This is a genomic window from Streptomyces fagopyri (assembly GCF_009498275.1).
Taxonomy (GTDB): Bacteria; Actinomycetota; Actinomycetes; order Streptomycetales; family Streptomycetaceae; genus Streptomyces; species Streptomyces fagopyri.
In genome coordinates, this window is sequence record NZ_CP045643.1 from 7,892,633 (window position 1) to 7,917,756 (window position 25,124).

Sequence of the window (25,124 nt, forward strand, 5' to 3'; positions counted from 1 at the left end):
ACAGGGCCCGCTCGCTCCTCGGCGTGGCCGACTACGCCATCGCCGTCGCCATCGCCTTGGCGTTCGCCTTCGCCGACGAACTGGCGACTCCGCGAACCCGCCGCGCGGGGACGGCCGTCGGCTACTGCGTGGCCGAAGCCCTCCAACCGCTCGATATGCGACGGTGGTCGAGATCAGAGCAGGGTCAGGATGCGGGGGCCGTCCTCGGTGATGGCGATGGTGTGCTCGATGTGGGCGGCTCGGCTGCCGTCGATCGTGCGCAGGGTCCAGCCGTCGGGGTCGGTGCGGTAGTCGTCGCGTCCTCCGGCCATGAACATGGGCTCGATGGCGAGGGCGAGACCGTGGCGCAGGGGGAAACCGCGGCCGGGCCGACCGTGGTTGGGGACGTGGGGGTCCTCGTGCATCTGGCGGCCGATGCCGTGGCCGCCGAAGTCGGAGGGCATGCCGCAGTTCTTCCGCCGGGCGACCGTGCTGATGGCATGGGAGATGTCTCCGATGCGGTGGCCGACGGTGGCGGCGGCGATGCCGGCGTCCAGGGCTTGTTGAGTGGCCGCGATGAGTTCCAGGTCGGCGGGACGAGGGGTGCCGACGGTGAAACTGATGGCGGCGTCGCCGGTCCAGCCGTCGAGTTCGGCTCCGCAGTCGATGCTGACCAGGTCGCCGTCGCGCAGCCGGTGGTCGTCGGGGATGCCGTGCGAGACGGCGTCGTTGACGGAGGCGCAGATCACGGCCGGGAAGGGGACGGGAGCGAAGGAAGGCTGGTAGCCGAGGAACGGGGAGCGCGCGCCGGCCGTGGTCAGAACGGCGCGGGCGGCCTCGTCCAGTTCGCGCAGGCGCACTCCCACGGCCGCGGCTGTGCGGGCGGCCGCGAGTGCCTGGGCCACGACCCGTCCGGCTTCACGCATCGCCTCCAGTGCCGTGTCGGTTTTGATCTCCACCATGTTCCGTGACTCCTCGCGATGCGCCGTTGCCCAATACTTATACCGGTATTAGTATCACGGGCATGGTGAGAGTTCCTTTGACCCCGGAAGAGCGGCAACGCGGAGAGCGCTTCGGCGCCCTGCTCCGTCAGGCCCGCGGTGACCGCAGCATGGTGGACGTGGCGGCGGCGGCCGGGGTGTCCGCGGAGACACTCCGCAAGATCGAGACCGGCCGGGCCCCGACCCCCGCCTTCTTCACCGTGGCCGCCTTGGCCCACACGCTGGACCTGTCGCTGGACGTCCTGGCCGCCGCCTGCGCGGAAGACGCCGACTGTGACGGGCAAGCCATGTCGGCGTGATCACCGGAGCGGCGCCGCGCCGGTCAGGAGGCGGCGGCACGTCCCGGGCGGAGGAAGAGGGCGAGGACGGTGCCGGCGACGACGAGGGGTGTGATCCACAGGAACCCGCCGCCGGTGGCGTGGGCGAAGGCGTCGAGGGCGCCGGGGCGTACCGGGGCGGGCAGTGTTCGGATCGTCTCCGGGCGGGAGGGGTCGAACGCGGCGGGCAGGCGCAGCCGGCGGAGGCGGCTGGTGAAGCCGGACGTGAGGAGGGTCCCGAAGACGGCGACGCCGAACGCGGCGCCGATGGAGCGGGCGAACGTGACGACCGCGCTGGCCGCACCGATGTCCTCGCCCGGGACGGCGTTCTGCACCGCCGTGAGCACGACCATGGGAACCATGCCCATGCCGACGCCGGTGACGAGGAAGTAGCAGCTGAGGGTGGCCGTCGAGGTGCCGCCGCCGACGGTGCCCAGCAGGAAGAGGCCGGCGACGTTGAGCGCGAGGCCGGTGACCAGGATCGGACGGAGCCGCTCGACGTGTGCCGCCCACCGTCCGGCGAGGGACTGGCTGACGACCAGACCGATGACCAGGGGCAGCAGATGCACACCGGACAGGGTGGCCGACACGCCGTGGACGATCTGCAGATATGTGGGGAGGTAGACCAGCACGCTGAACATCGCGGCGTTGGCGACGAACCCGATCAGCGAGCCGAGGACGACGGTGCGGGACGCGAGCATGGTCAGCGGCAGGACGGGGGCGGCGGCCCGGCGCTCCACGAGGGGCAGCAGCGCCGCCACGGCGACGGTGGCGACGATCAGGCCGATGATGCGGGGCGAGGTCCAGCCCCAGTTCCGGCCGAAAGAGGTGACGAGCACGATGCCCGTGGCCATCGCGGCGAGCAGCAGGGCACCCGCGTGGTCGACGCGCGCGGTGGCTCTGCGGACACCGGCGGGCAGCACACGGGCGGCGATGACGAGCGTGACCACGCCCACGGGAAGATTGATCAAGAAGGCCCACCGCCAGGAGAGCTGGTCGGTGAAGATGCCGCCCAGCAGCGGTCCGACGATGCTGGCGACGCCGTAGACGGAGCCGAACATGCCCTGGTAGCGGCCTCGTTCGCCGGGGGCGACCACGTCACCGACGAGGGCGAAGGTGAGCACGATCATGCCGCCACCGCCGATGCCCTGCAGTGCGCGCGCTCCGATGAGTTCGGGCAGGTTCTGGGCGAGACCGCAGGCGGCCGAGGCGATGAGGAAGACGCCCGTGGAGGCGAGGTAGAGGCGCTTGCGCCCGAACATGTCGCCGAGCTTGCCCCACAGGGGGGTGGCCGCGGTGGAGGCCAGCAGGTAGGCCGCGCTGACCCAGGCGATGGCGTCGAAACCGTCGAGGTCCTCGGCTATGCGGGGCAGGGCGGTGGAGACGATGGTCTGGTCGAGGGCGGAGAGCAGGACCGCCAGGACCAGGGCGGTCATGGCCGCCGCGATGTTGGGGGCGGTCACCGCGGGTGACCGCGCGGGTACCTGGGTGTGTGACATGGGGAGAAGCCCTTCGGGAACGGGCACGCCGCGCGCGGCCGGGGAGACGGGCCAGGGATTCCTGGCGGGTGCGGGCCGTCTTCCGGCCGGGCGCGGCGAAGGTGTGCTGAGGAGGTCGGTGTGCCGGTGGTGCGTGCCCTGCCGGGGAGTTCCGGCTCAGGCGCTGGTGATGGTCTTGTACTCGGTGTACGTGCCGAGACCGACCGCGCCGTACTCGCGGCCGATGCCGCTGTTCTTGAAGCCGCCGAAGGGGCCGTCGAAGCCGATCGGGGCGCCGTTGACGGTGACGGTGCCGGTACGCAGGCGACGGGCGACGGCGAACGCGTGCTCCTGGTCGGCCGACCAGACGCCGCCGGACAGGCCGTACTCCGACTCGTTGGCGATGCGGACGGCGTCGTCCTCGTCCTTGTACGGGATGACGACGATGACCGGGCCGAAGATCTCCTCCCGCGCGACGCGCATGGAGTTGTCCACGTCGGCGAAGACCGTCGGCGTGACGTAGTTGCCCGCCTCCAGGCCCTCGGGGACCTGCGGGCCACCGGTGACGAGGCGGGCGCCCTCCTCGATGCCGGTCCTGATGTAGTCGACGACGCGCTGCTGCTGGTCGCGGCGGATCATCGGGCCTATGAAGGTGTCCTGGTCGAGCGGGTCGCCCACCTTCAGTGAGTCGACCAGTTCCTTCAGCGCCTCGACGACCTCCTCGTAGCGGGAGCTGGGCGCCAGTACGCGGGTCTGGGCGATACATGCCTCGCCGTTGTTGAGCAGCGAGCCGAACTTCAGGCCCTGGACGGCCTTCTGGACGTCGGCGTCCGGGAGGATCAGGGCGGCCGACTTGCCTCCCAGCTCCAGGCTGACGCGCTTGAGCTGCCGGCCGGCGATGGCGGCGATGGCGCGGCCCGCGCCGGTGGAGCCGGTGAAGGCGATCTTGTCGACGTCCGGGTGCGAGATCAGGTACTCGCTGGTGTCCCGGTCGGCGGGTACGACGCTGATCACGCCCTCGGGGAAGCCGGTGCGGTCCAGCAGTTCGGCGAGGAAACCCATGCTGAGGGAGTTCTCCGGGGAGACCTTCAGGATCACGCTGTTGCCGGCGAGCAGCGCCGGGATGATCTTCGCGGTGGCGGAGGAGAACGGTGAGTTCCACGGGATGACGGCGGCGACCACGCCGACCGCCTCGCGCCGCACGACACTGCGGAACGGGTTGGCCGGGTCGGACGGCACCAGGGTCGCCTCCCAGGCGAACTCCTCGGCCGCCTTGAAGTAGGCGTTGGCCTGCCGGGTGAGACCGCCCTGTCCGGCGAGGGTGAACCAGCCGGCCGAGCCGTTCTCGGCCGTGATCAGCGCGGCGATCTTCTCGGCGTTCTCCTCGCGCAGCCCGTTGAAACGGCGCAGCAGCGCCAGGCGCTCGGCGGGCGGGGTGCTGCTCCACGCGCCCGCTCCGAACGAGGCGCGGGCGGCGGCCACGGCGCGGTCGATGTCGGCGGGCCGGGCCTGGGCGGCACGGGCGACCACGGACTGGTCGTGAGGTGAGCGGATGTCGAGCAGCTCCGGGTCGCTCGGCTCGCTCCAGGAGCCGCCGATGAAGAGTCGGTCATAGGTCGTCGTCATGACGTCGTTCCTTCCAGTGGCGTTCTTAAGTGCTACGTCAATGTAGCACTTAAGGAGAAAGTGATCGCAAGGGTGTGGTTGTAAGTGTTGGATACGACACCGTTGAGGTACTCTTCCGGGATGAGGGCCGATGCCGTACGCAACCTGGAGGCCGTTCTGGCGGCTGGAGCGCGCGTGCTCGCCGCGGATCCGGGGGCGGGCATCGCCGACATCGCCGCGGAGGCGGGTGTCGACCGGCGCACCGTCTACCGGCGCTTCAGCAGCCGGGAGGCGCTCCTGGCCGCGGTGCACGGGGCCCGCCTCGACGCGATCGAGGCGGCGCTCGGAAGGGCCCGCCTGCGGGAGGCCCCGGTCCAGGTCGCCCTGCACCGCTACGTCGAGGGCATCATCGAGGTCAACCGCACCTGGCCCGTCGACCTCGCGCGGATGCTGGCTGACGCGCCCTCCCGCGAGCGGCGCGATCACGTCGTGCGCGAGGTCGAGACCTTCCTGACGCGTGCGACCGACGAAGGACTGCTCCGCCAGGGCCTCCCGCCGGGCTTCGCGGCCTCCTTCATCCCGCTGCTCGTGCACCAGGTGGCGCGGAACCTGCCGGGGCTCACCGCCGCGCAGGCGGCTGACGTGGCGGTCGACGCCCTGCTCAACGGCATCGGGGCCGCGCCCGCCCGGTCCCCGCTCCCACAGCCCCGGTCCGGGTGACCGTCACGGGTACCACGCAGGGGAGCGGGCAGCCCATGAACAGGCCGTGGCCCTGGCGATTTCTCCGCTCACAAGTGGTGATGTGCCGCATCGCCGCATCGCCGCATCGGGATGACGCGGGGCCCGGCCGAAGACTTCGACGACCCCGGCGCGCCCGGAGGGCCGCACGGATCCGCCGGGACCGCGCTCCGTGGTCCCGTCCGGCGGCCCGGGCACCCCACACTCCCGGTGGTCCCGCGCTCCCGGTGGTGCGCCGACGCCTGCGGAAGCGGCGCCGCTCACGGACGGGCCCGGGCCGTCCGGCTCCGCGGTTCTCCTCGGCCTGTGTCGTTCCCGGTCATCCCGGTGACGGCCGGGCTACTGTCGGCAGACCGAAAGCCGGAGAGTCCCGGACGGCTGATGGGCCCCGTGCGGCTCCTGCGGCAAGGTGTGGCGGGCCGGCGAGTCCACATCGGCGGAGCGCCCCGGGACGCGACGGCCGGTCATGTCCCCCACTTCCCCTTCGCAGCCGCCGCCGCAGACGGCGTCCCCCCGCTGGCCCGCATCCCCGCCGGCCGGTCACCGCCGGGCCCAGGGCGGCACGTACCCGTGCGCGGGACAGGGCCCACGACCCCTGAGGAAGCGTCATGAACGACGCAGACAAGGCCGTAGTGCACCACCGCACCGCCACCGTGGGCGGACGTACCGTGTTCTACCGCGAGGCGGGCGATCCGGCGGCCCCTGCGGTGGTTCTCCTGCACGGCTTCCCCGCGTCCTCCCACATGTTCCGCAATCTCATCCCGGAACTCTCGGACCGGTACCACGTCATCGCTCCCGACCACATCGGCTACGGCTTCTCCGACGCGCCGCCGGTCGACGAGTTCACGTACTCGTTCGAGAACCTGACCGCCATCACTCTCGAACTCCTCGACCGGATCGGTATCGGGAGGTTCGCCCTCTACATCCACGACTACGGGGCACCCATCGGGCTGCGTATCGCCAGCCGTGACCCCGAGCGTGTCACCGCGCTGCTCGTCCAGTCGGGCAACGCGTACATGGAGGGCTTCACCCCCTTCTGGGACGTGCTCTTCGCCCACGCGAAGGACCGCCCCGGCAACGAGGAAGAGGTCCGGACGTACCTGGAGGCGGACAAGACGCGCTGGCAGTACACCCACGGCGTTCCCGAGGACCGTCTCGACCGGGTCGCCCCGGACACGTGGGCACTCGACCAGGCCCTGATGGATCGGCCCGGCAACAAGGAGGCGCAGCTCCAGCTGTTCTGGGACTACCAGTTCAATCTCCCCGCCTACCCCGACTTCCAGGAGTACTTCCGCCGGCACCAGCCGCCGACGCTGATCACGTGGGGAGAACACGACGAGATCTTCGGCGCGGACGGAGCGCGCGCCTACGCGCGTGACCTGCCCGGAGCGGAGATCCACCTTCTGGACACGGGGCACTTCGCCCTCGAGTCGCACGGACCCGAGATCGCGGCCCTGATCCGCGACTTCCTCGGCAGGGTGCCGGCCTGACAGCCGTCCCGCCGAGGGGTGCGGGGGAGGACGCGGAACCGGAGTCGTGGCCGCCCGTGAAGGCGCCACGTCCCTGACCGACCGGAGCGGTCGGACCTGACCGAGGAGGACCCGAGCATGGTGCGGACGGACACGGACATGGACATGGACATGGAGACGGTGGATCTCCTCGTGTTCGGGGGAGGCAAGGGCGGCAAGACACTCGCGACCGACATGGCACGCGGCGGACAGCGCGTCGTCATGGTGGAGCGCGGCATGATCGGCGGAGGCTGCATCAACGTCGCGTGCATTCCCACGAAGACCCTGGTGACCAGCGCCCGCCTTCTCGAACGAATCTCCCGGGCGGAGGAGATGGGGGTGCGCGGCACGAAGGCCGCGGTGGACCTCGGGCTCCTGCGCGCCCACAAGGAAGGTGTCGTGGCGGGGATGGTGGACCTCAACCACCAGCAGTTCCTGTCGAGTGGCATGGACTTCGTCCTGGGCGTCGCCGAGTTCGTCGCCGAGCGCACGGTACGGATCAAGCTCAACGACGGCGGGACGCGCATCGTCCGCGGCGACGACGTGGTGATCAACACGGGGACGGTGCCGCGTGTCCCGGCCATTCCCGGGCTGGCCGAGGCGGAACCGCTGACGAGCGAGACGCTGCTGCACCTGGACCGCATCCCGGAGCACCTGGTCGTGATGGGGGGCGGGTACGTGGGTCTTGAGTTCGCCCAGATGTTCGCGGTGTTCGGCAGCAGAGTCAGCGTCGTGCACCGGGGGGAACGGCTCCTGCCGCACGAGGACCCGGACATCGCGCAGGCCGTGACCGAGGTGCTGCGGGACTCCGGAGTCGAGTTCCATCCGGGTGCGGACGTGCGGGAGGTGACCCGTGGGCCGAACGGCGACGTCACCGTCCATGGCGCGGACGGCACCCGGGTGACGGGCACGGACATCCTGGCCGCGGTCGGACGGGAACCCGTCACCCGTGATCTCGGCCTGGAGACCGCGGGTGTCGAGACCGACGCCCGCGGGTTCGTGAAGGTCGACGACCGCCTGCGCACCTCCGCCGACCACACCTGGGCCGTGGGCGACGTGGCGGGCAGCCCCCAGTACACACATGTCTCACTCGACGACTACCGCGTCGTCAAGGCCAACCTCACCGGCGGGGACAGGCGCACCACCGGACGTCTCATTCCGTGGAGCATGTTCATCACCCCCGAACTGGCCCGCGTCGGGATGACCGAGACCCAGGCACGCGCCGCCGGCCACGACGTACGCGTCGCCAGGATGCCGGTGAAGGCCGTCCCGCGTGCCCGCACCCTGCGTGAGACACGCGGTCTGTGGAAGGCCGTCGTCGAGCGGGGCAGCGACCGGATCCTGGGAGCCGCCCTGTTCGGGGCGGAGGCCTCGGAAGTGCTGGCGGTGGTGCAGACCGCGATGCTCACGGGCGTCCCCTACACGCTGTTGCGTGACGCGATCATCGCGCACCCGACCATGGCAGAGGGCCTGAACAACCTCTTCAACTCCTGGAGCGAGTAACCGGGCCGGGTCGGAACGACGGTGGGGGAAGGCGACCGGACGGCGGATCCGGCGCGCGGTTGACGGCCGGTCAAACGCCGGCGCGACCGTGCGGACTCCGGCGCACTCCACCCTCGCACGGCAGTACGATCAACACTCGATGTGCCCGTAGGTTCGCGTCGGAATCCGTTCGCCGCGAACTCGATGCTCCGCGGCCTGCTCCGCGGGCGGAGCGGATGCGGGCTCATCCCCCGTACCCGGTCTTGAGGCGAAGAAACTGCGTTGCGACCACGTGGACGAGCGGCCGTCGCGCGCGGCCGTGCACGGGGAGCCCCGGAGGCGACGTCCACGCCGTACCGAGCCGCTTGCACCAAGAGAGGAAGAATCGCCCCGATGACCAGTGAGGACGGCGTGACCGAAGAGTCGGCCCCCGCACGTGTGATCGCCGGTCGCTACTCCCTGCTGTCACGCCTCGGCGCGGGCGGTATGGGCACCGTGTGGCGCGCTCACGACGAGGTGTTGCACCGTGAGGTCGCCATCAAGGAGGTCCGCCCGCCCGCCGGGCTGGCCGAGTCGGCCATCGAGCGGATGTACACGCGCCTGGAGCGTGAGGCGTGGGCCGCGGCACGGGTGTCGCACCGCAACGTGGTGACCGTCTACGACGTGGCGATGGAGGAGGGCCGCCCGTGGATCGTCATGGAGCTGGTACGAGGCCAGTCGCTCGCCGACCTGCTCGGCGCCGAGGGCACGCTCACCGCGCAGCGTGCCGCGTCCATCGGCGGTGAGGTGCTCGCCGCTCTCCGGGCCGCCCACGAGGCGGGCGTGCTGCACCGCGACGTCAAGCCGGCCAACGTGCTGATGGCCAAGGACGGTCGTGTGGTCCTCACCGACTTCGGCATCGCCGTGGTCGAGGGCAGCACGGCGCTCACCATGACCGGTGAAGTCGTCGGATCGCCCGAGTTCCTCGCCCCGGAGCGGGCTCTGGGCAAGAACCCGGGGCTCGCGTCGGACCTCTGGTCGCTCGGCGTCCTGCTCTACGCGGCGGTCGAGGGAAGCTCCCCCTTCCGTCAGAACACCCCCCTCAGCACCCTGCGGGCCATCGTGGACGCGGAGTTGCCGCCCACGCGCCGTGCCGGGGCCCTCGCCCCGGTCATCGAAGGGCTGCTGCGCAAGGATCCGGACGAACGCCTCGGCGCCGAACAGGCGGCGCGGGACCTGCGGTTGGTCAGTGAGGGCGGCACCCCCGAGACGGGAACCGCGCGGGAGGCCGCGTACTCACCGACCGTCGTGACGGAGCCCGCGACGCAGGACACCACGCAGGACACCACGCAGGTGTCTCAGGACCGGTCCGGGACGCAGGACACGACACGGCTGTCCCAGGGCCAGGCCGAGACCGGGGACACGACACGGCTGTCTCCGGCTCAGCCCGAGACCCGGGACACGACCCGGCCGGCACCCGCACAGCCCGAGGCGCCGGTCGCCGCCGCACAGGCCGAGACTCCGGTCGCCGCCGCACAGCCCGAGACTCCGGTCGCCGCCGCACAGCCCGAGACTCCGGTCGCCGCCGCGCAGCCCGTGTCGCAGCAACCCGCCACGCACGTCTCGGCCCAGCCGGCCGCCGAGCTTCCCCCGGCGCCCCCGGCAGCCGCGTATTCCGTGCCGACGGACCCCACCGCTGGAGCGACACCGGCGCAGGCCCCGTCCCGCCCCGCCTCGCGGCGCGGCGTCGCCCTCGTGGCCGCGGGCGCGGCCCTGTGCGCTCTGGCGCTGGCCGGGACGGGCTACGCCCTTCTGAACGGCGGGGACGACGAGGGCAAGCAGCGGACGGCGGGCGCCGGTTCGGCTTCCTCCAGCCCGAAGGACGGGTCGCAGGGCGCCGAGGCCGCCGCTCCCGGTTCCGGGGGCGACGGGCAGGACTCGTCCACGTCCGAGGGGGTGCGCATGCGGGTGACCGGATCCCGGACGACGTACTCGGGATCGTGCCCGCCTTCGAGCGGCGAGGCGCCCACCTTCACCGCGACGTTCTCCGTCGACCGGCTCCCGGCACAGTTCTCCTACCGGTGGGTGTCCAAGGACGGTTCGGTCACCGACGACCAGTGGAGGACGCTGTCGTTCCCCAACGGCGGAAGCCTCACCAAACAGGTCTCGGTCAGCCTGACCACGTGGGCGAAGGCCGGAACGTTCACGAGCGAGATCGGCGTGGAGCTCAACGCCCCTCTTCGGGGCAGGTCCAACACGGTGCCCCTCTCGTTGACGTGTGAGTCGGGATGACGCGAGGCGCGTCCTGCCGTCACTGACGGACGGACTTCGTGACGGGGCTCCGGCCGGTCACGAAGTCCGCTCGGCAGGCGGAGGTTTCCGGGACCGCGGACCGCGGCCCTGCCGTCATCACCGCCGGAGACGGACAGCCGTACCGGGCCGGCCACGACAGGGGCCGGCGCGCGGCGAAGGCACGGGGATCCCCTCCCGGGAGTACCGAACCGCGCCGGGCCCCCACGCGTGAGCGACAGCTCCGTCCTCTGGCGGGGGAGCCCCATCACGCGGCCTCCCCCCATCTGTTGAGTGCCATCATCGAGGAGTACAAGTGCCATCGGTCATCGTCGGGCAAACGGGTCCCTTCACCGGTCAAAGCGCGGTTCTGAGCTCTGCTCCGCTGACGTTCGGCCGCAAGAGCGACAACGATGTCGTCATCGTCAGTGTCAGTGCGTCACGGCTGCATGCCGAAATCCTGGAGGAGGACGCCGGCTTCGTTCTGTACGACCGCAGCCGGAACGGCACCTTCGTCAACGATCAGCGCATCACGCGGCACGCGCTGCGTGCGAACGACCGCATCCGGATCGGCGAGGAGACCTTCCTCTTCGAATCGCAGGACGCCATGGAGACGGTCATGGACCTCTCCCTCCTCGACATGCCACGGACCCAGGCCTCCGACGACCCCGAGCAGCTCCGCGTCACGATCACCGGTGGCGGCCCGGTCGGCCTCGCCTTCGCGCTGACGCTGGAGAACATGCTGCGCGGGCGGGTCGCCATCAAGGTCTACGAGGGCCGGTGGATCAAGGACGGTCCCTCCGTCGTCTGGAAGGACGAGACCCACGGCAACACCCGTCGCCAGCAGGTCGTGACCATCCAGAGCCGGCAGTACCTCGCCCTGCCCGAGGAGATGCAGTCGGCGCTGTTCGACTCGGGTCAGTACGCGGAGATGTGGCCCGTCGGACCGGACTCCGTGGAGGGCAGGCCGCCCCGCAACATCCGGATCGCCTACATCGAGGACCGCCTTCTGGAACTGGCGAACAAGAGCTCCGCGATCCGCCTGATACCGAAGCACTTCGACCCGTCGGAACACCAGGGCAGGCTCTCGCAGGAACATGTGCTGGTGGTCTGCGAGGGCGGGCGGTCCCGCACCCGGGAGCACTACAAGGACCGCTTCGGCGCGGCCGACGCGTCGATCTACTCCCTCGAAGGCGACCACCTGCAGGACGTGGTGCTGGGGCTGCGGGTGAAGTCCCCGCTCTCCGACCCGATGAGCGTCCTGCTGACCGTTTCGCAGAACAGGTTCCTCCTCAACTCGCTGCGCGGCGAGGGCTTTCTCAACATGCGCCTCACCCGCGAGGAGGCCAGGAACGTCGTCGGCATCGACCCGGTCCGCCAGGTCTTCGAGGAGTGCATCGCCGCCCGCCCCTGTGTCATGAGCCGTGAGGAGGACAACGAGTTCCGCTGCCCCACGCACGGAACCCTCTTCCTCCCCGCGCTGCTGCGCGGTTCGCCCCTGTGGAAGCGGATCCGGGAGGGGCTGAAGCTGTTCGGCATGGCCGAGGACGATCTCACCGCGGTCACGTCGTTCCGGCTGGACATGGTGCAGCGCCCCCGGTTCACCGCCCAGCTCAGCCGCCCGACCCCGTCCGGCCCCGGTACGTACGGCTTCCTGCTGGGCGACGCGGCCAACGCCATCCACTTCTGGCCGGGACGCGGCCTCAACAGCGGTCTGGCCAGCGCCACTTCGCTGGCCCGCTCCCTCAGCCGCGCATGGCGGGGCAAGCCGCTGCGTGACGCCGACTTCATCCGCCACGAAGCGGCGATGTCCATGCTCCAGTACCGGCACAAGAGCCGGGCCTGGAACGCCATGGTGACCACCGACGAGCAGGGCACGACCCGCGCGATCAAGGACATCATCGCCCGCAGCATGGAACCGGCGGCCGACCACGACCCCGAGGCCGGGCAGACGCACCTGGACGCCCTGCTGGAGAGGATGAGCGGCATCCGCGAGCGGCTCGCGCCCAGGCTGCCGGGCTTGCCCACCGACGACGAACTGCGCTCCCACCTCTCGGCGTTGGAGCCCGCCACGCTGCGCACCCTCTGGGAGAGCGGCGCATGGGACACCCTCATCGTCGGCGGCGAAGAGGCCGACATAGACCTCTTCTACCAGTCGGACGCTCCCGTCTACGTCCCACGCCCCGCCGACCCGCGAAACATCCCGGCGGGTCTCGCGCCCGCGAACCTGCCTTCCTGAACCACGGCTGAGGACGAGCACCGCCGGGTTCTCTCCGGTGACGACGGCTCACGGCAACTGCCGTGGGCCGTCGGTGGAGTTGTCGTGCATCGCACCGTACGCAATGTCGGATGTGGCCACCTGGGTGTCCCCGTCATGCTGGGGTGGGAGGAAGCCGTACCCGACGGGCCTCGCCACGCGGTGACCGGCAGGACGGCAGTCGAATCGTCGCAGGGGGACACAGCACCTCATGAATACGTCATCGCCGTCAGCCGGAGCGGAGCGGACCGGGGGATCGTCCATCCGGATCGGCGCTCTCGTCCCGCTGACCCGGCCCGGCTGGGTGGAGGCGGGCCACCACCTGCTCGCCGGGCTCGAACTGGCCGTTCTGGAGGTCAACGAGGCCGGCGGAATCGCCGGAAGGCCGCTCGAACTGGTGGTCAGAGACACCGCGGCCGACCCTCGGAAGGCCACGGCGGCCGTGGAAGAATGGGCCCGCCTGGGCATGGCCGCCGTGGTGGGGGAGTACCACAGCGTCGTTGCTCGCGCCGCTGCCGTCCGGGCCGACGCCCTCGGCCTGCCGTTCCTGTGTTCGTCAGCCGTTCTCGACGCGCTCACCGACCAGCCGACGGAATGGGTCGCGCGCCTCGCACCCGCGCAGTCCCATGGCTGGCGGATCTACGCGGACTTCCTCTCGGCGCGGGCCACAGCCGGATCGCGGTGGTGGCCGATCCGAGTGTCTACTGGGCGTCCGGGGCCCGCGTTCTGCGGGACCACCTCGCTCCACGCGGCGGCACGGTCCTCGACCTCGACCCGCGCGCCCTCTCGCCCGCGGACGTCTGCGACCGACTCGTCGACCTGCGCGCGACAGCCCTCCTTCTCCTGGTCGGTCACCCGGAGCCCGCGGTGTCCATCGTCAGATCCGTCCGGCGCGACCCACGCCTCGCCGAGATCACGATCGGTGCTCCGGCGGGGCAGCCGGAGTTCGCCGGCTGGGTGGAGTCGCTGGGCGTGGACGGCACCGCGATCCCGTTCCTGCGCTACCTGCCCGAGCGACTCGGCCCGCTCGGTGCGCGGGTCGGGGCGGCTCTTCGAGAGCGACTGGCCGAAGCGCCCTCCTTCGTCGCCTTCGAGGGCTACGACACGATCGCCGTCCTCGCCGAAGTGCTGCGTTCCCACGGGACGGACCGGGCGCGCATCGCCGAATCCTGGCCGTGTGTCGCCGTCGAAGGCACTCGCGGGACGATCCGGTTCTCCCGTACTCAAGGCATCGGCGTGTGGCAATGGCAGTGGGCGCCCGTGCAGGTCGCCGATCGGGATCCGGTTCAATCCGGCGGCTTCAGGATCCGCCACACCGGCTGAGTGAGGGGGCGGGTGAGACACTCTTCGGTCAACGCGAGGATTGACAACGGGTGGTTGACGTCGACAACCAGGGGTTGTCATCATGGGGTGCGTGGCGGACAAGGGTGAACTCTCCATGTACGAGTCGACCATCGAGCAGATCAAGGAGGCCCGAGCGCAGGCCATCCATCACACGCGCCTGGCCCGGCAGTTCGCCCTCGAACGGCGCGATCTGATGCAGAGCCTCCTCGCTCAGGGCGTCTCGCAGTCCTACATCGCACGTGAACTCGGGGTGACACGCCAGGCGATCCAGAAGATGCTGGCTTGCTAGGCGGCGTCCGACGCCCAACGCGCGAGAGGGTCCCTCAGGCCGAGGGCAGGAATCGACGTGGTGCGCCCCGACGCCTGCGGCGGGGCCGGCCGTTGTACGGCCGCAAGGATTTCCGGCGGACGTTCACCGCGGTTGCCGAGGGCCGATGGCACCGGTGATGGCCGGTCTCGGGTCGCGCGGGTCACGGGCCGGGGCGGGCCGCCCTTCCGGGGTCCGGCCGAAGCCGGTGATCAGCTCAGCAGCGCATACATGACCATGTGCCGGCGCTCGCTCCCGATCTGCTGCCACCCCCGCAGCAGTCCCTCACGCTGGAACCCGACGCGCTCCGCGGTGCGCGCGGATGCCGCGTTCCACGGCTCCACGCACAGTTCGAGCCGGGGAATCCGCAGTGTGTGCAAGGCCCAATGGGCGACCGTGCTCAGCGCGGTGGCGGCGGTCCCCCGGCCACGGGCCGACTTGACGACCCAGTAGCCCAGTGACGCACGCCCCTGCCCCACGTCCCGCAGCCACAGCCCCACGGTGCCGACCGGCCGGCCCTCGGAGTCCACGATGACGAACGGGTAGCCGGTCCTGCCCGTCGCTCGGCCCCATTGCCGCTCGACGAACGGGACGCCCGCGGAGTCGGAGAAAGGGGAAGGCACCGTCGTGATCAACGGGATGTAGTCGTCTTCCGACGCCTCACGGACGAGGTCGAGGTCCGAGAGGGTCCACGGCCGCAGCGTGATCCCGCCATCGGCGGCGAGCTCGGGCACGTCAAGAGGCTGATCCATACGGCCATCCTGCCCGGGAGCGGGTTCCGACCGCACTCCGGTTTCGCGGCACGCCCGCCCGGGATGCGTTCGTCAGGCCGTGGGCGCCGCCTCGTCGAAGGCGGAACGGTGCGCGCAGATCTCGTCGTGGTGGGTGCCGGCCCAGTCGATCAGCACGGTGACGGCGCCGAGCAGGGTGGTGCCCAGCTCGGTCAGCGCGTACTCCACCCTCGGAGGCACCTCGGGGTAGGCGGTGCGTGTGACGAGACCGTCGCGTTGCAGCCGGTGGAGGGTGTGGGTGAGCATCCGCTGGGAGATCCCCGTGACGGAGCGTTGCAGGTCGGTGTAGCGCACCGGTCCGTGTTCCAGCGTGCCGATCACCAGCACGGTCCACTTGTCGCCGGCCCGGTCCAGGATGTGCCGGATGCCCTCGCCCTTCTCCAGGGGCCAGCGACCGCAGGGCCCCGCCGGGACGGCAGCCCGCTCCTCCGTCGCGCCGTCGTGCATGACACACCTGCCCTTCCTGTTCCGCGCACGCGGGTTCCGCACACGCGTGTGCCTTTTGTAAGCCCTCCCATGCTGACTCATCATGGGGCTGCGCACCAAAAGTAAGAAGCCAGGTCACAGGCGTACGAGAGAACGGTCGGGGGCGGTCTCCCGGACCGGTCGCGCGGTGCGCGCCGACAGGAGGCAGGGGCCGCTACGAGGGTTCCGGCGCCGTCGCCCGTCGAGTGGGACCTGCCCGCGATCCAAGATCCGACGGCGTTCAGTGCGCCGCCACCCTCTTCTGCCGTCACCCCTTTCTGCCGTCACCCCTTTCTGGAGGAAGATCATGCTCATGCGTGCCGCGACCGTCGCCCGTTTCGGTGGCCCCGATGCCGTGGAGATCACCGAACACCCGATACCCGAGCCGGGCCCGGGACAAGTACGGATCAAGGTGAGCGCAGCCGCCTTGAATCCCGTGGACGCGGCCATGCGGTCCGGCGTCTTCGGAGGTGAGGCAGGCATCGGGCTCGGCTTCGACGTCGCCGGAACCGTCGACATCGTCGGCCCCGGCACCTCCTGGTCGACCGGCGACCGTGTCATCGCCCTGGTCACAGGCCATCACAAGCCGCTCGGCACCCACGCCGACTACGTCGTCCTGGACGGCGACACCCTCGCAGCGGCGCCCACGACCCTCGACGACGTCCACGCCGCGACACTCCCCCTGAACACGACCACCGCCGCCCAGGCGCTGCGCCTGCTCTCCCTGACTCCCGGGCAGAGCCTGCTGGTCACCGGAGCGGCGGGAGGTGTCGGCGCCCACACGGTGGAACTCGCCCACCGGCGGGGACTGAAGGTCACCGGACTCGATTCGGCCGCCTCCGGGGAGTACGTCGTCTCCCGGGGCGCCGACCACTTCGTGGCTCGCGGACAGACTCCCACGGCGGCCGGCTTCGACGGCGTGCTCGATGCCGCGGGGCTGGGACCCGACGCGCTCGCCGCCGTCCGCGACGGCGGCATCCACGTCGGTCTGTGGCCCGGCCGGGAACCCCGGCCCGAGCGCGGCATCCGGGTCGGCGCGCTGAGCGTGCGAGCCGACGGGCCCCTGCTCACCGAACTGTCGTGTCTCGCGGACGAGGGGGTGCTGCGGGCGCGGGTCGCGGAGACCTACCCCCTGCGCTCCGCGGCCGCGGCCCACGCGCGGCTGGCCGAAGGGGGCCTGCCCGGGCGGATCGTGCTCATCCCCTGAAACGGGGCGGACGACCGGGCACCCGGACGGAGAGGAACGCGGTGTGCGCGTGGAACACCGGAACGCCCACCGGACGGTCTCGGACGCGCCACTTCGTTCGCGGCGGCCGCGTCTCTCCACGCATGGGTGAGGGGTCGCGTCCTCAGGCGGGGGGGTTCCTGCGGCGTTCGCGCAGCGCCCGCATCGAGACCTGTGAATTGCAGGCGGGACTGCAGTAGCGGGCGGCGCGGTTGCGGGTGCGGTCGACGAACGCGGTGTGGCACGGAGGGTTGCAGCAGGCTTTGAGGCGAGCCCAGTCGTCGTGCAGGGCGAGTTGGGTCACGGCGGCCACGACGGTTCCCAGGATGCCGGGGGTGCCGGTCGAGGCCCCGGTGAGGCGGGCCCCACGTGTGCTGATCAGGCTGATCAGGGGATACCGGACCGATGCCTGTACGAGTCGGGCTTCCGCGTCGGCCACCTCTTCGTCGCTGAGCGTCCGGTCGTCGGCGTGGGCGAGCAGGACCGTGACCAGGGCGTCACGCAGTTCGCGGGCGGCGACGGCGTCGGATTCGGTCACCACGGTGCCGGCGGTCGGCAGGTTCTCCCCGCGCGCCCAGTCGGCGAAGCCGTCGGGCGACGCGAAGACCTCCGGGTCCCCGGCCGCGTTCGCTCGCGTGTTCAGGAACCCCAGCACCAACTGGGCCGCGTCCGCCCCGCTCCGTATCGGCTCCTCCAGGCTCTCCTTCATGCACTCAGAGTACAAGCAGAGGGAAGCGTAAGCCAGTAGGTGGCAACTTGTGAGGCATCGACGCTTGACCTGTTGCCATCTAAAATCCTATGGTGGCAACATGACGATCGCAGAGAACACCTCAAAGGTTTGGTTCATCACCGGCGCGTCCTCCGGGATCGGCCGCGAACTGGTTCGCCAGGCTCTGGACGCCGGGGAGTCGGTCGCGGCCGTGGCCCGCGACAGCGTCACTCTCCGGGATCTCGGCAGCCATGACCGGTTGCTGACCATCAGCGCCGACGTCGCCGACGAGGGTGCGGTCCGAGCGGCCGTCGACCGGGCGGTCGCGGCGTTCGGGCGCGTCGACGTCGTCGCCAACAACGCCGGCTACGGCGTGTTCGGCGCTGTCGAGGAGGTAGACGACGCGCAGGCGCGAGCCATCTTCGACACGAACGTCTTCGGCGTGCTGAACGTCCTGCGTGCCGTCCTGCCGGTGCTGCGCCGCCAGGGCTCCGGGCACATCCTGCAGGGCTCGTCCATCTTCGGGCAGACCGCGGTCCCGGGCCTGGGCCTGCTCGCCGCGACCAAGTACGCCGTCGAGGGCCTGTCCGACGCCCTGGCGGCCGAGGTCGCCCCGCTGGGCGTCAAGGTCACCCTCGTGCAGCCCGGCCCCACCGACACCGCCTTCGGCGGCAACCTCGACCAGGCCGCCACCACCCACGCCGACTACGACCGGACCGTCCGCGCCCCGCTGCCCGACGGCCCTGCCGCATCCGCCGCCGGGCGCGTCGCCGCCGGTATCCGCATCGCGGTCGCCGACATCGACCCGCCCCGCCGCCTCGCCCTGGGTGTCGTCAGTGGCTCCGCCATGCGCGCCGCGCTCGACGCGCGCCTCGCCGACCTCGACACCTGGAGCAGCGTCACAGAGGGCGTCGACGCCCGACAGTGAGTCGACGCCTGAGAGTGACGGGTGCGCGGGCGTGACCGGCGCTGTTCGCGCGTCGCGTGTCAACGAGTCCTGAGAACGTCGTAGCCAGGCGTGAGGTCGTGACGTCGTCCTGCGGTGGAGGTGAGGGCCGGGTCATCGGGGGTAAGCCCAACTGGCCGAGCGGCGGCCCGAATTCGACCCCGGTGTGTCCGGCCGCGAGGGTCGATCGGTGAAGCCCTCGGGTTCCTGGACCAGGAACCCGGCGGAGATGTCCGGCTTCAGTCGTGCCCGCCGGCGCCGTCCGTGGTGTCCGGCCCGGTCGTCGGAGCGGGGAACCGCCGCAGACGTCGTCGACGCGGGCCGGTGGTGCGCTGACCGCTCGGACCGTGGCGCGGACCGTTCGCCCGGGCAGCCCTACGGCCGCCCCGGGAATCCCGCATCCGACGGTCGATCAGGGCTGATCCGGGTAGCGCGCCCGGCCGTTGGGCAGTTCGCCCGCGGTGGAGTCCTCCAGCAGGGCGGTGTACTTCCGCGAGAGTTGTTCGTAGCGCTCATCGGTCCCCTCGGACCGGCGCTTGCGCCGGGTCATGAGGTACAGAGCGACGGGCCCGGTGATCATCGAGACCACCGGGATCAACGCCCACCACGGCATGGATCCTCCCCTGAGCGCGGCGTACGGGGGATCCCGCGGCACTCCTCCCGGAGCGTATGCCCTGGCAGACCGCCTGCCAAAACCACATCCCCGCACATGGGCACCAACGGCTTCGGCAATCACACATGTAACCAGTTGTTTCGTGCCAACCACTGGACGTGGTGGCCTGATCGAATCTAAGTTCCCCACTCGGTAGCGCGGTTGTACCCGCCACACATCCCTGGCGCGGGCAACTGCGCTGCCCTGCAAGTGCTTTGGTGGAACACCCCACCCACCGTGCGATGCGAAAGGCTGTGGTGAAGACCGGTGCCCCCGCGCCCGACGGCGCACTTCCCGAACGGACGGCCGCAGCGGCCGCCACCAGCCGGCCCCGGTTCCTGGTGCTCGGGCTGCTTGCCATCACCGACGGCCGAGAGACCGTCGTACTCCAGCCCTCCAAACCGAGTTCGCTGCTCGCCGCGTTACTCCTGCATCCCGGTGCTGTCGTCTCCGCCGACCTGCTCCAGCGCGTGGTCTGGGGAAACCGGCCCCCGGCCGGCGGCCGGTCGGCTCTGCACACCTGTGTACTGCGACTGCGCCGTCTCTTCGCGAAATACGGCGTCGCCGACCACGCCATCGAGGCCGTTCCCGGCGGCTACCGGCTGCACGCCGACGCCGACACCCTCGACCTGCTGCGGTTCCGTGAACTGCTGGCCCGGGCCGATGCCGGTGACGATCCGGAGTCGGCGCTGGACCTGGCGCGGGCCGCGCTGCGTCTGTGGAAGGGCCCTCTCCTCGGCAACGTCCACTCCGACGAGCTCCATCGCGACCACGTGCCGCGCTTGGTCGAGGAGCGGCTCCTCGCCGTCGAGCGTGTCTTCGACGGCGAACTGCGCCTGGGACGGCACCGGGAGATGATCGCGGAGGCCCGCGAGGCGGTCCGGACCGGTCCCGGCCACGAGGGGCTGTCCGCCCTGCTCATCGAGGCCCTGTACCGCTCCGGGCGACGTGCCGAGGCCCTCGCCGAGTATCGCAGGATCCACACGTACCTCACGTCGGAGCTGGGCGTGGAGCCCGGCCCGGCCCTGCGCGATCTGCACGGCGCCGTCCTGCGCGGCGAACCGACCGACGGGCGCAGCGCGTTGCCCGCCGCGGGCGTACCGCCGTCGGTGGCCGCCGAGGCGCCGGCCGGTCTCGGACGGGCCTCTCCGCCGGCCCCCGGCACCCTGGTCCTGCGCGCGCTCGTCAACGCCGGGCTGCTGGAAGAGGATCCGTCCGGCCGGTACCGCGTCCACGACCTGCTCCGGCTCTTCGTCCGCGCGGCCGGTGCCAGTCTGCCGGCCGCCGCTCCACCCGATCCGACGGACCTCCCCCCGTCGACCGTCGGCTGACCGTCCCCCCCGCTCTATGGAGGTTTCCGCACCCCATGGCCAACGCTCCCGCGTCCTACGAGGAGATCGCTCAGTCGCGGCCCCGCATCCGCAGGGACGTCCTGTTCACCCGGACTCCGTCCGGGGTGCTCTTCCACAACGCCCACGGCGGGTTCAACGTCGTCACACAGTCCGCCTACCGCTTCGCCACGCTGATCGTGCCGCACTTCGACGGCGAGCGCCGGGTCGAGGAACTCTGCGTCGGCCTGGGGGACAAGCAGCGCGACATGGTGGTCCAACTCGTGCGCGCACTCTACGCGCGTGGTTTCGCCCGGGACGCCGCGCTCACCATTCCGGCGGAGACCCTGTCGCCGCAGGTGGAGAATCGTTTCGCCCATCAGCTCGACTACCTCGACCACTACGCGGACGACGCGCCCGGCCGTTTCCTGCGCTTCCGTTCCACTCCGGTCGCCGTGCTGGGCGACGACGCCCTGGCGCGCTGGGCGGCGCTCGGCCTGCTCCGCAACGGCTGCGCCGCGGTGGCCGTCACCGAACACGATGAGCCGTCCGACGTGCTCTCCCGCGAACTCCACGGCGTCGAGGGCGTGTCCGACCTCGACGCGGAGGCCGCCGCCCTCGCCGGAGCGGGTTGCGCGCCGCGGCTGGTCCGCCTGCCCGCGCCCGGCGCGGCGACACTCGTCGAGGAGACCTCGCCGGTGGCTCCCGCCGTCTCGACGGGCGCGGACGCCGAAGACCCCCGCACCGCGGGTGCCCGGTCCGGTGACGGGACGTACGGCTGGCAGGACCTCGACGGCTGGGACACCGTCCTGGTCACCGGTGCCGCCGGGCGCCGCCAGCTGCTCCGGCTGCTCGCCGAGGGCGTGCCCGAGGGCCGCCGTCTGCTGGGCGCCTGGACCTTCGGCAACCGTGCCGTCGTCGGCCCCGTGATGACCACCGGTACCGTCGGCTGCTGGTGCTGCGCGGCCCTGCGGCTCGGTGCGGGCGCCGACGCCGCGGACAGCGCGGAACTGTGGGCCTCCGTCGGCCCCGCCACACCGCTCGGCGCCCCCGCGCACGACCTCACCGGTCCGCTCGCGGGCATGCTCGGCAACCTCCTCGCCTTCGAGGTGTTCCGCCTCGCCACCGGGGCGCTGCCCGCCGAGACCCGCAACCAGATAGTGGTCCAGGACCTCGACTCGCTCGACGTACTGACCGAACCGCTGCTGCCGCACCCCCGCTGCCCGTACTGCGCAGCCGGGAACACCGCCGCGGTCCAGGATCCCGGCGCGGTCGACATCACCACCGGGGACAGAACCACCGGCGACAAAGCGACCGTCGGTACAACCGCCAGCGGCGGCACCGCCGTCGGGAACGCCGTCGTCGAGAATCCCGCCGCCGGGAGGGCCGTCGCGCGGAACACCGGCCCCGCCGAACCCGCCGCCCCGCCCGGCGACGTCCTGCGCGCGCCCCACCCGGACGACGAGCCCGCCGCGCCGCCCGGGGACGGGGCCGCCGACGAGGACGCCGCCCGGACCCTGCTCACGGCACTCGAGGAGCGCGACGTCCTCGTCCACGAGCGGGCCGGTGTCTTCACCGCGTTCGCCGACGACGACTGGGAGCAGACACCCCTCAAGCTCAGCACCGTCCGCCTCGGTGTCGGCCCGGGGCGGGTGCGCCGGGTCTGCGCCGCCGACGTCCACACCGTGGCCGGCGCCCGTCTCACGGCTCTCTTCCGGGCCGCGGAGGTCTACGCCGAACACGTCGTCCCGCCCCGGGTGTTCGACGCGCCCGGCCTCCGGGCCGCCGTCGGCAGGTGGACGCGCGTCGCGCCGCCCGAACTGGCCCTCTCCAGCGGTCTCGACGTACCGGCGGACCGGGTCGCGCACTGGAGCGAGGCCGTCTCCCTGACCGACGGACGGACCGTGCTGGTGCCGACGGCCGCCGTCCGCACCCTGGGCGGCTGGAACAACCTGGGCCTGTTCGAGCGCAGCTCGGCCGGCACCGGCGCCGCCGGCAGCCCGCGCGCCGCGCTGGCCCGAGCCCTCACGACCGCGCTCGCCCTCGACGCGTCGCGCGGCGCCGTCCGCCGCACCGCCCCGGTGCCGACCGTGGACCACGCCTCCCTCACGGCCGACCCCGAACTGCTCTTCCTGCTGCGTTCCGCGGACAACCTCGGCGTCACCGTCGAGATCCTCGACCTCACCGCGGCCGGCGGCGGTCTGCTGCCCGTCACTCTGGCCCGCCTCACCGATCCGGCGACCGGAGCGGTCCGCTGGGCGACCGGCGGCGGTCTCCGGCACCGCGATGCCGTACTGGAGGCCCTGCGCGACCTGCTCGGCGCCGAGCAGGTGCGCCGTGCCGCGGACGGCCCCGACACCGGCGACCCGATGTGGGCCGACCTGGACGCCGGAACCCTCGTCGCCGAGGGCACCGTACCGCTGCCGGACAGCGGCACCACCTGGGCCGCCGTGCTCGACGGCCTCGCCGCCGCGGGCCGGGACGCCCTCGCGGTGCCGGTGCCCGCCCCCGACCTCGCCGCCGGCCACATCCACACGGCACGCGTCCTGCTCACCCGCGGAGCGCCCTGTGCCGACTGAGACCGAGGCCGCGCCGCGAGAACGGGCCGCGCCCCTCGGACCGTCGGCCGACCGGTCGTGGGACGAGGTCTGCGCCGCGCTGACCGCCGCCCTCGCGGAGCGCGCGGGGCGCCACCCCGGCACGCCGTCGGCCGTGGTGACCCCGCTCGGCCGTCGCGACGAACTGAACGCCGGAGCAGCCGAGTTCACGCCCGACGTCGTACAGGTCGGGCTGTACGGGCACCATGCCGTGGTCGGCCCGCCGGCCGCGGAGGGCGGTCCGGGCTGTCCCGGGTGTCTGGCCCGCCGCTGGCAGTCGGTGCGGGCCGGATACCTGCGGGACGCCATCGAGAGCGGCGGGGAGACCCGGGCCACCGGCACCCCGCCCTGGCGGACCGACTTCGTGGTGGACGCCCTGTCCGCCCTCGTCGCGGCGGCGGCCCGGCGGCCCCGCGCCGCCCGCCATCCGTGGGTCCGGCTGCTGGACCTGGAGACGCTGCGCGTCGCCCGGTTCCCGCTGGTGCCGGACGGGGAGTGCCCGTCCTGCGGAGCACGCCCCGACGACAGCGCCGAGGCCGCCCGCGTCACCCTGGAGCCCAGCCCCAAGCACGCCCCGGACAGCTTCCGGCTGCGCCCCCTCGGCGCCTACGACCTGGCGCCGGAGGCGTTCGCCAACCCCGTCACCGGGATGCTCGGCCCGTCCGTCGTACCCGATCTGACGTCCGCCTCGACCTCCTCCACGGTCGGCGCGTTCACCACCCGCTCGGGCGACTACCTGCGGGAGTGCTACTGGGGCGGTCACACCGGTACGTACGGCGCGAGCGTACGGGTCGGACTGCTGGAAGGACTTGAGCGGTACGCCGGGATGCGGGCGAGGGCCAAGCGCACCGCGGTGACCGCGACCTTCGACGACCTCGGCGACACGGCGCTCGACCCGCGCGTCACCGGTCTCTACTCCGACACCTTCCACGCCGCCGAGCCGGACGCGCCGCGCTTCGCCCCGGACCGTCCCGTGCGATGGGTGTGGGGCTGGTCGCTGCGCGAGGACCGGCCGGTCCTCGTACCGGAGGTCGTGGCGTACTACCACGCGCCGGGTGGCGTCCGGCGGCGCTTCGTCCAGGAGAGCTCCAACGGCTGTGCCTCCGGCGGCAGTCTCGCCGAGGCCGTCTACCACGGACTGATGGAGACCATCGAGCGCGACGCGTTCCTGCTGGCCTGGTTCGGCCGGGCCCGGCTGCCCGAGATCGACCCGTCGAGCAGCGTCCGGCCGGCGACCCGCGCCATGGTCGACCGGCTGGCGATGTACGGCTACCGGGCGAGGTTCTTCGACACCCGCGTCACCTTCCCGGTGCCCGTGGTGACCGCGGTCGCCGAACGCGTCGACGGCGGACCGGGGTTGCTCTGCTTCGGCGCGGGTGCCTCCCTCGACCCGGAGGACGCGCTCGCCGGCGGGCTCTGCGAGATCGCCACCGACTCCGTCAACCTCCGCCGCCGTACCGCCCGCGAGGAACGCCGACTGCGCCGCATGGCCGACGACTTCGACGAGGTGCGCGTGCTCCACGACCACCCCCTCCTGTACGGGCTGCCCGAGATGGGCCGGTACACCGACTTCCTGCTGCGCGGCCGGGATCCGGCGGACCGGGTGCGGCTCGCCTCGCTCGCCTCCGGGCCGGGTGCCCTGCCCGTCTCGACCGATCTCCGGGACGACGTGGAGGCGTGCGTCGGCGCGGTGACGGCGCGGGGGTTCGACGTGGTGGTGGTCGACCAGACCGTCGCCGAACAGCGGGCCCTCGGCTTCCACACGGTCAAGGTCCTGGTGCCCGGCCTGGTCCCGATCGACTTCGGCTGGAGCCGGCAGCGCGGCCCTCTGATGCCCCGTGTCCGCACCGCGCTGCGCGAGGCCGGACTGCGGGACGACGACCTGCCGCCGGACGGCCTCAACCCGGCCCCGCATCCGTTCCCTTGACCGCGGCCCCCGTCGAGTGAGCGACACAGCGGTCCCCGGCATCGGCGCCCGCCGAGCCACCGGTACGCCGGCCCCCGACCTCCGCGCCCGCCACGGGACCGACGCACCAGCCCCCGACCTGGACACCAACCACCGTCCGGCGCACGGCACTTCAGCCGACGGCACCGACCACAGACGAGCACGAACAGAAGAGGGAGTGA

Annotated in this window: 19 protein-coding genes and 1 pseudogene; 13 read left to right on the top strand and 7 right to left on the bottom strand. The window is 71.9% G+C overall.

Annotated elements, in window-relative coordinates; translation table 11 throughout:
- Positions 1-173 precede the first annotated feature (173 nt).
- The gene (gene map, locus GFH48_RS34220; RefSeq protein ID WP_153291953.1) at positions 174-941 is read right to left on the bottom strand and encodes a type I methionyl aminopeptidase; all 768 of its coding nucleotides are present in this window, start codon (positions 939-941) and stop codon (positions 174-176) included.
- Positions 942-1,003: 62 nt separating this feature from the next.
- On the opposite strand from map, the gene GFH48_RS34225 reads away from it, so the two are divergent.
- Positions 1,004-1,279, top strand: a complete 276-nt coding sequence (locus GFH48_RS34225) for a helix-turn-helix domain-containing protein (protein WP_153291954.1) — start codon at positions 1,004-1,006, stop codon at positions 1,277-1,279.
- Positions 1,280-1,302: 23 nt separating this feature from the next.
- Here GFH48_RS34225 and GFH48_RS34230 read toward each other — a convergent pair whose 3' ends face one another.
- Positions 1,303-2,796: an MDR family MFS transporter gene (locus GFH48_RS34230; protein ID WP_194280750.1), complete on the bottom strand. Its 1,494-nt coding sequence runs from the start codon at positions 2,794-2,796 to the stop codon at positions 1,303-1,305.
- A gap of 156 nt (positions 2,797-2,952) precedes the next feature.
- Complete coding sequence (locus tag GFH48_RS34235; protein ID WP_153291955.1) at positions 2,953-4,401, bottom strand: aldehyde dehydrogenase; 1,449 nt, start codon at positions 4,399-4,401, stop codon at positions 2,953-2,955.
- A 120-nt stretch (positions 4,402-4,521) separates the two neighbouring features.
- On the opposite strand from GFH48_RS34235, the gene GFH48_RS34240 reads away from it, so the two are divergent.
- The 7 genes and pseudogenes from GFH48_RS34240 (at position 4,522) to GFH48_RS34270 (ending at position 14,266) form a co-directional block, all read left to right on the top strand.
- On the top strand, positions 4,522-5,100 hold the full coding sequence (locus GFH48_RS34240; protein ID WP_194280751.1) for a TetR/AcrR family transcriptional regulator: 579 nt from the start codon (positions 4,522-4,524) through the stop codon (positions 5,098-5,100).
- Between the two features lie 626 nt (positions 5,101-5,726).
- Positions 5,727-6,608: an alpha/beta fold hydrolase gene (locus GFH48_RS34245; protein ID WP_153291956.1), complete on the top strand. Its 882-nt coding sequence runs from the start codon at positions 5,727-5,729 to the stop codon at positions 6,606-6,608.
- A 117-nt stretch (positions 6,609-6,725) separates the two neighbouring features.
- Positions 6,726-8,129 carry a dihydrolipoyl dehydrogenase family protein gene (locus GFH48_RS34250; RefSeq protein ID WP_228121081.1) on the top strand — a complete coding sequence of 468 codons (1,404 nt, stop codon included), beginning with the start codon at positions 6,726-6,728 and terminating at the stop codon, positions 8,127-8,129.
- A 372-nt stretch (positions 8,130-8,501) separates the two neighbouring features.
- A complete protein-coding gene (locus GFH48_RS39515; protein WP_228121082.1) occupies positions 8,502-10,379 on the top strand; it encodes a serine/threonine-protein kinase in 1,878 nt (625 codons plus the stop codon).
- Between the two features lie 313 nt (positions 10,380-10,692).
- Positions 10,693-12,615, top strand: coding sequence for an FHA domain-containing protein (locus GFH48_RS34260; RefSeq protein ID WP_153291957.1), 1,923 nt, complete (start codon positions 10,693-10,695; stop codon positions 12,613-12,615).
- A 229-nt stretch (positions 12,616-12,844) separates the two neighbouring features.
- Positions 12,845-13,956 (top strand): annotated as a pseudogene (locus tag GFH48_RS34265) (ABC transporter substrate-binding protein).
- Between the two features lie 91 nt (positions 13,957-14,047).
- Positions 14,048-14,266 (top strand): helix-turn-helix domain-containing protein, encoded by a 219-nt coding sequence (locus tag GFH48_RS34270; RefSeq protein ID WP_153291958.1) that lies wholly within the window; start codon positions 14,048-14,050, stop codon positions 14,264-14,266.
- A gap of 230 nt (positions 14,267-14,496) precedes the next feature.
- On the opposite strand, the gene GFH48_RS34275 is transcribed toward GFH48_RS34270, so the two are convergent.
- Positions 14,497-15,036, bottom strand: a complete 540-nt coding sequence (locus GFH48_RS34275) for a GNAT family N-acetyltransferase (protein WP_153291959.1) — start codon at positions 15,034-15,036, stop codon at positions 14,497-14,499.
- 72 nt (positions 15,037-15,108) lie between these two features.
- Positions 15,109-15,522, bottom strand: coding sequence for a winged helix-turn-helix transcriptional regulator (locus GFH48_RS34280; protein ID WP_228121083.1), 414 nt, complete (start codon positions 15,520-15,522; stop codon positions 15,109-15,111).
- Between the two features lie 331 nt (positions 15,523-15,853).
- On the opposite strand from GFH48_RS34280, the gene GFH48_RS34285 reads away from it, so the two are divergent.
- On the top strand, positions 15,854-16,747 hold the full coding sequence (locus GFH48_RS34285) for an NADP-dependent oxidoreductase (RefSeq protein ID WP_153291961.1): 894 nt from the start codon (positions 15,854-15,856) through the stop codon (positions 16,745-16,747).
- A gap of 142 nt (positions 16,748-16,889) precedes the next feature.
- On the opposite strand, the gene GFH48_RS34290 is transcribed toward GFH48_RS34285, so the two are convergent.
- Complete coding sequence (locus tag GFH48_RS34290) at positions 16,890-17,474, bottom strand: CGNR zinc finger domain-containing protein (protein WP_228121084.1); 585 nt, start codon at positions 17,472-17,474, stop codon at positions 16,890-16,892.
- A gap of 100 nt (positions 17,475-17,574) precedes the next feature.
- On the opposite strand from GFH48_RS34290, the gene GFH48_RS34295 reads away from it, so the two are divergent.
- Entirely contained in the window at positions 17,575-18,402 is an 828-nt protein-coding gene (locus GFH48_RS34295; RefSeq protein WP_153291962.1) for an SDR family NAD(P)-dependent oxidoreductase, read from the top strand.
- A 430-nt stretch (positions 18,403-18,832) separates the two neighbouring features.
- Here the strand turns inward: GFH48_RS34295 and GFH48_RS34300 are convergent, their stop codons facing one another.
- Positions 18,833-19,033 carry a hypothetical protein gene (locus tag GFH48_RS34300; protein ID WP_153291963.1) on the bottom strand — a complete coding sequence of 67 codons (201 nt, stop codon included), beginning with the start codon at positions 19,031-19,033 and terminating at the stop codon, positions 18,833-18,835.
- Between the two features lie 281 nt (positions 19,034-19,314).
- Here GFH48_RS34300 and GFH48_RS34305 point away from each other — a divergent pair, with 281 nt between their 5' ends.
- Genes GFH48_RS34305 through GFH48_RS34315 form a run of 3 tightly spaced genes read left to right on the top strand, consistent with a single transcriptional unit; the run spans position 19,315 to position 24,924 of the window.
- Positions 19,315-20,403: an AfsR/SARP family transcriptional regulator gene (locus GFH48_RS34305; protein WP_153291964.1), complete on the top strand. Its 1,089-nt coding sequence runs from the start codon at positions 19,315-19,317 to the stop codon at positions 20,401-20,403.
- A 35-nt stretch (positions 20,404-20,438) separates the two neighbouring features.
- Entirely contained in the window at positions 20,439-22,979 is a 2,541-nt protein-coding gene (locus tag GFH48_RS34310; protein ID WP_153291965.1) for a TOMM precursor leader peptide-binding protein, read from the top strand.
- Entirely contained in the window at positions 22,969-24,924 is a 1,956-nt protein-coding gene (locus GFH48_RS34315) for a TOMM precursor leader peptide-binding protein (protein ID WP_228121086.1), read from the top strand. Before GFH48_RS34310 ends, GFH48_RS34315 begins: the two co-directional genes overlap by 11 nt.
- Positions 24,925-25,124: the final 200 nt, after the last annotated feature.

What these genes read in the sequence shown, in the direction of transcription:
- GFH48_RS34235 (WP_153291955.1), bottom strand. Translation starts at nt 4,401, where the DNA reads ATGACGACGACCTATGACCGACTCTTCATCGGCGGCTCCTGGAGCGAG.
- GFH48_RS34240 (WP_194280751.1), top strand. Translation starts at nt 4,522, where the DNA reads ATGAGGGCCGATGCCGTACGCAACCTGGAGGCCGTTCTGGCGGCTGGA.
- GFH48_RS34305 (WP_153291964.1), top strand. Translation starts at nt 19,315, where the DNA reads ATGCGAAAGGCTGTGGTGAAGACCGGTGCCCCCGCGCCCGACGGCGCA.
- GFH48_RS34290 (WP_228121084.1), bottom strand. Translation starts at nt 17,474, where the DNA reads ATGAAGGAGAGCCTGGAGGAGCCGATACGGAGCGGGGCGGACGCGGCC.
- GFH48_RS34295 (WP_153291962.1), top strand. Translation starts at nt 17,575, where the DNA reads ATGACGATCGCAGAGAACACCTCAAAGGTTTGGTTCATCACCGGCGCG.
- GFH48_RS39515 (WP_228121082.1), top strand. Translation starts at nt 8,502, where the DNA reads ATGACCAGTGAGGACGGCGTGACCGAAGAGTCGGCCCCCGCACGTGTG.
- GFH48_RS34230 (WP_194280750.1), bottom strand. Translation starts at nt 2,796, where the DNA reads ATGTCACACACCCAGGTACCCGCGCGGTCACCCGCGGTGACCGCCCCC.
- GFH48_RS34285 (WP_153291961.1), top strand. Translation starts at nt 15,854, where the DNA reads ATGCGTGCCGCGACCGTCGCCCGTTTCGGTGGCCCCGATGCCGTGGAG.
- GFH48_RS34300 (WP_153291963.1), bottom strand. Translation starts at nt 19,033, where the DNA reads ATGCCGTGGTGGGCGTTGATCCCGGTGGTCTCGATGATCACCGGGCCC.
- map (WP_153291953.1), bottom strand. Translation starts at nt 941, where the DNA reads ATGGTGGAGATCAAAACCGACACGGCACTGGAGGCGATGCGTGAAGCC.
- GFH48_RS34225 (WP_153291954.1), top strand. Translation starts at nt 1,004, where the DNA reads ATGGTGAGAGTTCCTTTGACCCCGGAAGAGCGGCAACGCGGAGAGCGC.
- GFH48_RS34245 (WP_153291956.1), top strand. Translation starts at nt 5,727, where the DNA reads ATGAACGACGCAGACAAGGCCGTAGTGCACCACCGCACCGCCACCGTG.
- GFH48_RS34310 (WP_153291965.1), top strand. Translation starts at nt 20,439, where the DNA reads ATGGCCAACGCTCCCGCGTCCTACGAGGAGATCGCTCAGTCGCGGCCC.
- GFH48_RS34280 (WP_228121083.1), bottom strand. Translation starts at nt 15,522, where the DNA reads ATGCACGACGGCGCGACGGAGGAGCGGGCTGCCGTCCCGGCGGGGCCC.
- GFH48_RS34275 (WP_153291959.1), bottom strand. Translation starts at nt 15,036, where the DNA reads ATGGATCAGCCTCTTGACGTGCCCGAGCTCGCCGCCGATGGCGGGATC.
- GFH48_RS34250 (WP_228121081.1), top strand. Translation starts at nt 6,726, where the DNA reads ATGGTGCGGACGGACACGGACATGGACATGGACATGGAGACGGTGGAT.